The sequence below is a fragment of the Rubripirellula reticaptiva genome (assembly GCF_007860175.1).
GTDB classification, from domain to species: domain Bacteria; phylum Planctomycetota; class Planctomycetia; order Pirellulales; family Pirellulaceae; genus Rubripirellula; species Rubripirellula reticaptiva.
The window spans coordinates 449,206-457,369 of the sequence record NZ_SJPX01000003.1; the positions used below are offsets into that span (position 1 = coordinate 449,206).

The following is an 8,164-nucleotide window of genomic DNA, read 5'->3' on the forward strand; positions in this document are numbered from 1 at the left end:
TGATCCTCCTTTGGCGTTGGCTGCAACGCTGGTTGATCGCTGACTGATTTCCGTCTTAACGACTGGCGTTTGTCGATGGCACCGCAACGGTTCTGATCCTTCGATGAACGGAATTGCTTGTCGCGTACTTTAGGACCCGCTAGACTTTGGCGACTTGAAATCCACTGCCCAACACTCGATCAATGCCCGTCGATAAAACGGATAACCATCGGTTGTACCGGAGCGGCGGTGGTACCGCTGTTTTGAAATCACGGCCTTCGCCGCCGCCCGGTAAACCGTAACGTTATGCAGACGATTCCTCAGTCTGCCGTCTGTGCTGATTCTTCCATTTGTCGCTCAAATGCTTTGCGAACGCTTCAACGCTTCGCAGGTGTTCCAGTTCAACGAACGGAACCGATTCTTCGCAACGATACCGTTCCCCCTTCGCGTTGAATGTCCACTGATACGCCATTACTCTCGGTGGTGCCGATTGGCCCCACGTCCGCGTGAACATCACCAATTCGCCGAACCCCAACGATTCGCGTAGATGCCCGAACAATTCGCCCGCCGCTGCATAACAATGCGATGCAACGGAGCCGGACTTGCCAGCGTCTTTTGTACTCATATCTTTTCCTTTCCGGCCCGCTGATCGCGGACGTTATTTGGCTTCCACAGCATCCATTACCAGCATCTCCCCGAATTGCCAATTGCAATTCCCTCTCAATCCGTCCACATCTTCTTGCTGTGACTCGAAAAGATACTTCGGGTTCCGCCTGTCGCTTTCGTCTATCGACTCTTGAAGCCGCCTTTCAGCACTCTCCTTGCTTGTAAAAAACTCTGCGGACCACTCCCTACCTTGACGCATGCCGTCACATGAAACTAGACGCACACGCCAAATAACTAAGGATTGCACCGAAGTTGTCGATGCGGATTTTTCTGCACTCAATGTCTTACCCTCCAACTCGGTAAATCCAATCGTTATCGGGATAGATTTGCTAGCCGACTCCTGCATCTCGATTCTGCCCTTGATTTGCTTCCCAGTGAATACGGTTGCCTTGATGTGTTATCGAAGACATGCGGCATTACCTGGAATTCGTATTCAATCGACAACGATGTATCGCGGACGCCTCCATCACGATCACGCCAAAGCCTGTAGAGCCTTGAAACAACACCAACCCGTGTGCATGACTCTAAATCATAGATTTCATCTCCAACTTGCAATTCTGCATATTCTGCCATCTTGGAATCCAGCCAATCTCTGCGGGATTCGATTGCGGACAATACGTTTGCGTTCAACTCGTCTAGGCAAATTCGATCTTCCTCTGACATATCTTTCATAACCTACCCGATAACAATGCGTTCCACCAAAGCGGTGGAGCTAGTCTTGCTTAATTGAAAATCGTCCACCACCGCTTGGTGAACGCTAACGTTATGCGGCTAGTAACCGCGTCTTGATTTCATCTTCTCGTAAGATGCTTGCACTTCCAGTAGATACTCTTTGTCTGGGTTCAACGCCAATGCTGAGATTGCCAAACCAACTCGACGCCGGTAATCGTTCCTTGCGGCGTGATCCTCAAACTGAACAACATCGCCCGCCTCGACATCCGACACACCCTTTACCATGCGAATAGCCTGCATGATGACACCAACGCTTTCATCCTCGTTTCGGTAATCGTCATCCAATATAACCGTCAGTGTTCGCACTCGATCTGTCACCTTAACTCCGATGCCGCATAACAACGGCAATGCACCCGAGTTGGCGAATCGGGCTGGTTTTGTAATCAACGTCACCCGCGCCAACCGGGTGATTGCTAACGTTACCCCACTGAGATAGTCGATGCCCACGCTTGATTGGCACCGACCGGGTGAGTTTGAACCGCAGCCCGAAGATGCGCGTGCGGTCGAATCTCTATCTGAGATCAAGTGTGGTTTCCAACTCAACCCACGTGGATTCGTATTTGGCGTTCGAGGTGGGCATCGGTTATCTGACGCGCACGTCGACGATTTGCTGACGCTTCCTTTCTTGATGTCTTTGGTTTTGTTTCGGTTTTCACATCACGAATCGTTGTTCTCCGATGGCGGATTCAAACGACTGTGCCAGCATCCTCGATTTCGCGCGTACATGGATCAAAACAACCCCCGCATCACCGATGACGTCACACGGCATTTGGTTGCATTTCCGCACGTGCGTTGGGTAATAGTTCCGTTCTGCAATCTCACCGATGCAGCTATTCCGAGACTTGCGGAAACCAATCATTTGTTCAGCCTCAGTTTGATTGGCAACCAAATCTCAGATGAATCCGTCCCACACATGCGCAGGATGACTGAACTTCGTCGACTCTTCCTGCGCGACACCGAGGTAACGGAGGCAGGATTCGATCAACTCAAAGGTTCTTTGCTAAAGTGCCACACACTAAAATGGGGGTAACAATGACATGCACGGGAGGACGGCTTGCGGCGTTTTTCGCAATGGATCATTCACTCTCCGTCCCCCGTGATGTCTGCCGTTACGCCTTTAAACCCATGAATGACGATCGCAAGTCGAAATTGATAGCACGCGATAAGGCCATGCGTCAGGCACGCGACAAAATGCTTCGGCTTGTGTTTCAATACTTGCCGACCGTCGGATTTACTAAAGCTGGGGACGGACACTTTGTTTCGCAAACCGAAAATCAAACCAACCACATTGGGTTTCAAAAACATACGAGCGGACGCGAAGTTCGTGTCATGTCTCATGTCACGATGGACGGATCAACCGGGACATCGATATTGGGGCCACGCAGCGACGCCTACACACGCCCCAACCCGCCAAACGGAATTCGCTACAATCTGAGCTGGTCCACAAGAGACGAAGATATAGCCCGCTGTGCCGACGAGTATTGTCGCTTTATCAATGACGTTTTGATCGGCTGGTTCGCGAATCCTGTTTCACCAGAAGGGATGGCGTAACAATCGCATGCAACGGAGCCGGCGGTCGGGTCGGTTTTGAAGTCAACGCATCTCGCGCCGGCCCGCTGATGCGAAGCGTTCCCCGACTGTAGCCAGCTTGATCAATTTGAATCGAGATCACTGTCTCCATACCGACTGTTTTCAAAACCGATCACCACAGCCAACTTTGGTTAGGTGGCGTTTGAGTGACGACTAAATTTCGATTGCTGCAGCCTAGCAGAGACCGAATCGACGCGATAATGTCCATTTACGCACTTGTTCTTCTGATTGCCATTACGTGGCTCGCATATCCAGCGGTTGGCATCATCGGACTGCGGGCTGCTATCGCGCGAGGCGATCGACCGCCGGATGCCGGGTTCAGCTATTTGCCCGAGCTGATAATCTATCCGCCACTGTTTTTCGGATTCGCGATGATCGTTGACTTTTTCGTCATGCCATGGGGGCGTTGGTTCGTTGGTATACTATGCGCTATAATTCTTGTGCTTTTCGCGGTCGACATTGGTCGAAATCTTGCCGCCATTCGTCGGATCGAGGATCGCACGTAAAGACGCGGGGAACCATTGCGTGCACCGGAGCACGCGAGCGGTCCGGTTTTGAAATGGAAAATCTTTCGCGCGTGCCCGGTGACGCGTGCCGTTATCGCAATATAATGATCCGCTTCCTCCTGGTCTTCGTCGTGCTTTCGCTTAACGGGTGCCATCGAACCGTCGTCGATCGCGAAATCGTCGTTTCTCCAGATGGACAGTCCCGTCTTCTGCTTCGATACAACACTCGGGACAACAAGGGCTTCGATTTTAACGACTTAGTACTCGAAACTCAGTCTGGAATCGATTGGGAATACGACTCGACCATATGGAGCGGCGACGCTCACGTTGCGCCCGGCGTGAAACGCTGGGTGTCGTCTCTCGATTCTCTTGGAGACGATCGACAAACGGCGATCATTAAGATTGCTACAATGGGGCCACGTGACGCGGTCGGTAAATCAACGGTCGAATACTCGTGGGTGCGATGGGACCTAGCCGCGAACGCTAAGATTCAAACTCTACATGTTTGCGATTCGCCGTTCGATGCACTTCCGCCAGACAAGCGATAACCATCGCATGCAACGGAGCCGGGCTTGCGCGTCTCTACAAATGGAACATCAACCGTCCCGGCCCGCTGATGCGTAACGTTCGTCGAATTAAGGTCACCAGTAATTGAGACGCACGCTGACTATTTGAAACGCAAGATTCCGCTCGTTGCACTGCCTGGCGTTACGTCTGGCTTGGTGTGTCGCGTGAGCAAGTGTACAGACCCACACAACGCGGACTTCAGCACGATCAAAGGCCACGACTTTCGTGTCGCCAACAGTTTCGCATTGTCCGAATCTGATCTGCGTTCGGTTTGGGATCGCTTGCTAAATTGCAAGCCAACAGGTGAGTACAAGCCCAAAAGGGTGTCGGCGGATCTCGCGATACAATTCTTCGCGGGGGATGACTGGCTGGGGGCAGCCGAGATAAAATGGGCCAATAACTCGCTGCTCGTACTGCTGCGCGACTACTTTTCTGTGCCGATATTTGATGCGGATTCAGAAGACGCACAGGCGATTAAACGTGACTTTGATCAACGTCTGCTTTAGGCTCAAGATCTCGACGAACCATGCGTTGGACCGAAGCACCGCATGTCGTCTTTGCAAATGGAAACCACATTGGCGGTGCTCGGTCAACGCCGCCGTTCCCCGACTAAAGTCCATGTACGGCGACCTCTCGCACTTTAACGCGAAACTTCCGTCAGACGTTGCGTGCGAATTGCTAGACCCGGCATTGGAACTCGGGTTCCACGCGGCTCGCTGGCCCACTGACGCATTTCCCGACTTTCGCTCGTTCGTCCGTTTCACATTTGGCTATTCTTCGGCACTTCAGCCCTACATCTGTGATCCCACGCGTGACGATCTGCAAGGATGGTTTCGACCTGACGCGAGCGACATCGAACGCGCAGACAATCTCCTCGACCGTAACGCGACCACCAACACAGAAGTTCGTGAATGGATGCGCACGCAATACCCACTGCTCTCAATACCTTGGCTCATATCGGGCCTGCATGCTAAGCTGCTTTCTATGACCGATGGCGACTGGCCCGAAATGCTCGCATACGATACTGACGGGTATGTCACGGCTTTTGTCGCTGACCTTACCTAGTGCAAACAGACGGCGGGGAACCAAACGATGCAACCGAGCGGCGAAATCGGGCGTTTTGAAGTGGATGATCAACCGTCGCCGCCGGCTGATCGTAGACGTTCCCCGACTGAAGATTCATGACACAACCTGTCCACAGCTGCATGACGAAGGCGATCATCGCAGATGGTGACCAGCTGGAGACTGGGCCGCATTGGATCACCTCACGACGCGCTCGACTTCGCCTTTTCGACGACCACTTGATTTGCGGCGACTGGAACGTCCGCTACGACGACATTCGGGAAGCGGTGCTCGCATCATTTCGTTCGCCGATCCTTCGCATTCCTGGCTACGTCCTTTCTGCGCGAACTGATACTCACACGTACCACTTCGGCCTAAACGGATGGCGGTACTGGAAGGGTGAATTGCCCTTTCCTGTAACCCGAACCAATACTCGACTTCGCATGTCGTGGATTTCAATCGCGGCGAGGGCTATACTCATCGGCTACGTCGCGTACGCATTGTGGCGATGGGCCACGTAACCTCGATCACCAATGCGGCGGGGAACCATGCGATGCAACGGAGTCGGGCTTGCAAGGTTTCACGAATGGAAAGTCAATCGTCCCGACCCGCTGATCGCTACCGTTCCCCGACTGAAATTGGCTGCTCCATCGAGAACCGTGACACCCAACGCCTGTCTCCCCTCAGGTGATCGGTGCGCTGTCTCCAGGCTGTGATTGACAGTGCCCGGTCGACGCCCGAAGAAAACCAACGCCTGCAGATCCATGCTCGACTCCAGGCCGCTGATTACCCAACGCCTGTCTCCATGCTGCTACAATCCAACGCACGAAACCAGCGCCCGCAAACGGTGCGCGGTCTCCCGGCCCGAAGCGGGGAACCATCCAATGCACCCGAGCGGCGAAGTCGGGCGTTTTGACAATGGACAATTTCTCGTCGCCGCCGGGTGATTGGTAACGTTACCCGACTAGATCAAATCGGTTTCCGACACAGACCAATGCGCAAACAAGCTCCGGCCGAACGACGATTGCGCCGAATCAAATCTGTTGCCGCGCTCATTATGTTCGGATGTATTGTCATTTCCGTTTTCGGAACGGTTCACGGAATGGTGCGGAGCTTCAACGCAATTGCACTGGGGGGATCGGCACCGATTGAAGCGGACCTTGCCGAATCAATTCAATGGTCGATGACACTCACACGCATCTTAATGCCTGCCACGTTTATTGCTGCGATTGTTTGGGTCGGTAGCTGGTACAAACTTCGAACGCCGCTTACCATCGGTATACGTTCCGGTCGATTGGCCGCAGATGATTCGGGCCACCAACACAAACAGCAAAACGACGGGTAACCATCGCGTGAACCGGAGGACGCGAGCTAAGCGATTTGGCAGTTAGAGACTTCCCCACGCGTCCCCGGTTACGCGTACCGTTCCCCGACTGAAAGATACTCTGCAACGTTACACGATATGGATCGACAACGCATGCTTCTACGCACTCTCGCTGCGTCACCAGACATCGGTCGTGAATCGGGTTTTGTCGTTGATGGGCACGACCGTTTAACTGCCGCCGTTGAATCAGACGCACGCCTCATTGTCGAGGCAAAATACGCCGACGAGTGGAACGCGAGTGGGCTGATCCGCCGGTGGAAGTTGCAACGCAAAATGGACGCTGAAATTTCAGTGCTCGTTGCCGAAATGATGCCAGACGTTTCGCCGGACGCTTTGTTCTGATGATCTACTCGTTAAAAACTGGTCCTGCTCGATGCGGGTAGAGAACTGACGCCCATACACGACCCTAAGCGGCGGGGAACCAAACGATGCAACCGAGCGGCGAAGTCGGGCGTTTTGAAATTGTTGATCTGCCGTCGCCGCCGGCTGATCGTCACCGTTATCCCGCTAAGCCAAATGATTGCCGAACTCAAAAAACTCGCCCAGTTGACGAATTCGATTTTGAGGCCTCCTGCCTCCGACGCGACCTTGGAGCTACTCAAATCCAGCTATAGCGAAATTCCTGCATTGCTTGTCGAATTGCTTTCATTTGCAGATGGGGAACAAGATTCAAGCTTCAAATCAAATGGAATAATCGCTTTTGAGGCTTTTATTAGTGCGGAAGAGATTGCAAGAGAGCATGATTTTGTCACATCCTATGAGTACGATGACCTAAATCAATTCGTAGAATGCGATCGGATCAACCAGCGCCCAAACTGGCATTCTGGCCTGATCCCCATTTCGTTTGGCTATGACCTTCACTGTGTTTGCATCGACATGAATCCTGGCCCTGCCGGACGCGTTGGTCAGATACTTGGGCTCAGGCCAATTTGTGGTAATATCCAAGTGATTGCTAACGACCTCGAGGCTTTGATCCAGAAAACGTTAGCTATTTATGACGCACGATCTGTTGACGTCAGTGACCCGAATTGCCTTTGTTTGACACTTGACGACTTTCCGCCCCAGTAGCCAGCATATCGCGGGATAACAAAACGATGCACGCGAAGCCGGACTTGCGCGTGCCAATTGAAGCAATGATTTCCGTTCCGGCTCGGTGATCGTAACCGTTATCGGCACTTAGTAGCGTTGGAAGATTGTGCTCGAATTACTCATGCCCGGCTGTCCTTGGTTCTAGCTTGTCCTCTGATCGCCGGCGCAACGCTTGCATCGAACTCAACTCTAATGCCGTTGGGAGCTCTTGGGGGCCGACAATGGTACGTTCTTCGGCAACACTTCTTGTCGCACGCCGGACGAGAGCCACGCTCGAATATAGTCCTCCGAAAATTAGTTGCTCGATCCAGAGACGGCCGATACATTCAGCAAGACGCAACACCGGCGTACCGAAAAAATGGCCCCCGATAAAACAACTCCGATAACCATCGGATGCACCGGAGTACTCAAAAGTCTTTTCTCTGATGGTCCATCGTTCGTTCGTACCCGGTGATCCGAACTGTTATCCGACTGACGTTGCTCGACTTTTTCGTCTCCCTCAACATGAAACCAATAGCAAAATCTATCACGATCGTAGCCGGTGTCGCACTCTGGGTGCTCTTGGTCAAACTTAATTGGGGCCTTGCAC

At 52.8% G+C, this 8,164-nt stretch carries 11 protein-coding genes; 9 read left to right on the forward strand and 2 right to left on the reverse strand.

Translation table 11 applies throughout. The features are described from left to right. Positions 1-283 precede the first annotated feature (283 nt). Positions 284-604 carry a hypothetical protein gene (locus Poly59_RS14550; RefSeq protein WP_146534830.1) on the reverse strand — a complete coding sequence of 107 codons (321 nt, stop codon included), beginning with the start codon at positions 602-604 and terminating at the stop codon, positions 284-286. A gap of 812 nt (positions 605-1,416) precedes the next feature. Continuing rightward, the gene (locus tag Poly59_RS14555) at positions 1,417-1,770 is read right to left on the reverse strand and encodes a hypothetical protein (protein WP_146534831.1); all 354 of its coding nucleotides are present in this window, start codon (positions 1,768-1,770) and stop codon (positions 1,417-1,419) included. Positions 1,771-1,816: 46 nt separating this feature from the next. Here Poly59_RS14555 and Poly59_RS14560 point away from each other — a divergent pair, with 46 nt between their 5' ends. The 9 genes from Poly59_RS14560 to Poly59_RS14600 all read left to right on the forward strand — a co-directional run bounded on the left by Poly59_RS14560 (position 1,817) and on the right by Poly59_RS14600 (position 7,554). After that, positions 1,817-2,407, forward strand: coding sequence for a leucine-rich repeat domain-containing protein (locus tag Poly59_RS14560; RefSeq protein WP_146534832.1), 591 nt, complete (start codon positions 1,817-1,819; stop codon positions 2,405-2,407). 95 nt (positions 2,408-2,502) lie between these two features. Further along, on the forward strand, positions 2,503-2,928 hold the full coding sequence (locus Poly59_RS14565; protein WP_186776263.1) for a hypothetical protein: 426 nt from the start codon (positions 2,503-2,505) through the stop codon (positions 2,926-2,928). 239 nt (positions 2,929-3,167) lie between these two features. Continuing rightward, the gene (locus Poly59_RS14570; RefSeq protein ID WP_146534834.1) at positions 3,168-3,473 is read left to right on the forward strand and encodes a hypothetical protein; all 306 of its coding nucleotides are present in this window, start codon (positions 3,168-3,170) and stop codon (positions 3,471-3,473) included. A gap of 53 nt (positions 3,474-3,526) precedes the next feature. Beyond that, the gene (locus Poly59_RS14575) at positions 3,527-4,021 is read left to right on the forward strand and encodes a hypothetical protein (RefSeq protein WP_222436109.1); all 495 of its coding nucleotides are present in this window, start codon (positions 3,527-3,529) and stop codon (positions 4,019-4,021) included. A gap of 183 nt (positions 4,022-4,204) precedes the next feature. Beyond that, positions 4,205-4,546: a hypothetical protein gene (locus Poly59_RS14580; RefSeq protein WP_146534836.1), complete on the forward strand. Its 342-nt coding sequence runs from the start codon at positions 4,205-4,207 to the stop codon at positions 4,544-4,546. A 112-nt stretch (positions 4,547-4,658) separates the two neighbouring features. Beyond that, positions 4,659-5,105 carry a hypothetical protein gene (locus Poly59_RS14585; protein ID WP_146534837.1) on the forward strand — a complete coding sequence of 149 codons (447 nt, stop codon included), beginning with the start codon at positions 4,659-4,661 and terminating at the stop codon, positions 5,103-5,105. Positions 5,106-5,221: 116 nt separating this feature from the next. Further along, positions 5,222-5,623 carry a hypothetical protein gene (locus Poly59_RS14590; RefSeq protein ID WP_146534838.1) on the forward strand — a complete coding sequence of 134 codons (402 nt, stop codon included), beginning with the start codon at positions 5,222-5,224 and terminating at the stop codon, positions 5,621-5,623. A 956-nt stretch (positions 5,624-6,579) separates the two neighbouring features. Then, a complete protein-coding gene (locus Poly59_RS14595; RefSeq protein WP_146534839.1) occupies positions 6,580-6,828 on the forward strand; it encodes a hypothetical protein in 249 nt (82 codons plus the stop codon). A 114-nt stretch (positions 6,829-6,942) separates the two neighbouring features. Continuing rightward, positions 6,943-7,554 carry an SMI1/KNR4 family protein gene (locus tag Poly59_RS14600; RefSeq protein ID WP_146534840.1) on the forward strand — a complete coding sequence of 204 codons (612 nt, stop codon included), beginning with the start codon at positions 6,943-6,945 and terminating at the stop codon, positions 7,552-7,554. The last annotated feature ends 610 nt before the right edge of the window (positions 7,555-8,164 follow it).

What these genes read in the sequence shown, in the direction of transcription:
- Poly59_RS14550 (WP_146534830.1), bottom strand. Translation starts at nt 604, where the DNA reads ATGAGTACAAAAGACGCTGGCAAGTCCGGCTCCGTTGCATCGCATTGT.
- Poly59_RS14560 (WP_146534832.1), top strand. Translation starts at nt 1,817, where the DNA reads ATGCCCACGCTTGATTGGCACCGACCGGGTGAGTTTGAACCGCAGCCC.
- Poly59_RS14565 (WP_186776263.1), top strand. Translation starts at nt 2,503, where the DNA reads ATGAATGACGATCGCAAGTCGAAATTGATAGCACGCGATAAGGCCATG.
- Poly59_RS14570 (WP_146534834.1), top strand. Translation starts at nt 3,168, where the DNA reads ATGTCCATTTACGCACTTGTTCTTCTGATTGCCATTACGTGGCTCGCA.
- Poly59_RS14575 (WP_222436109.1), top strand. Translation starts at nt 3,527, where the DNA reads ATGGAAAATCTTTCGCGCGTGCCCGGTGACGCGTGCCGTTATCGCAAT.
- Poly59_RS14585 (WP_146534837.1), top strand. Translation starts at nt 4,659, where the DNA reads ATGTACGGCGACCTCTCGCACTTTAACGCGAAACTTCCGTCAGACGTT.
- Poly59_RS14590 (WP_146534838.1), top strand. Translation starts at nt 5,222, where the DNA reads ATGACACAACCTGTCCACAGCTGCATGACGAAGGCGATCATCGCAGAT.
- Poly59_RS14595 (WP_146534839.1), top strand. Translation starts at nt 6,580, where the DNA reads ATGCTTCTACGCACTCTCGCTGCGTCACCAGACATCGGTCGTGAATCG.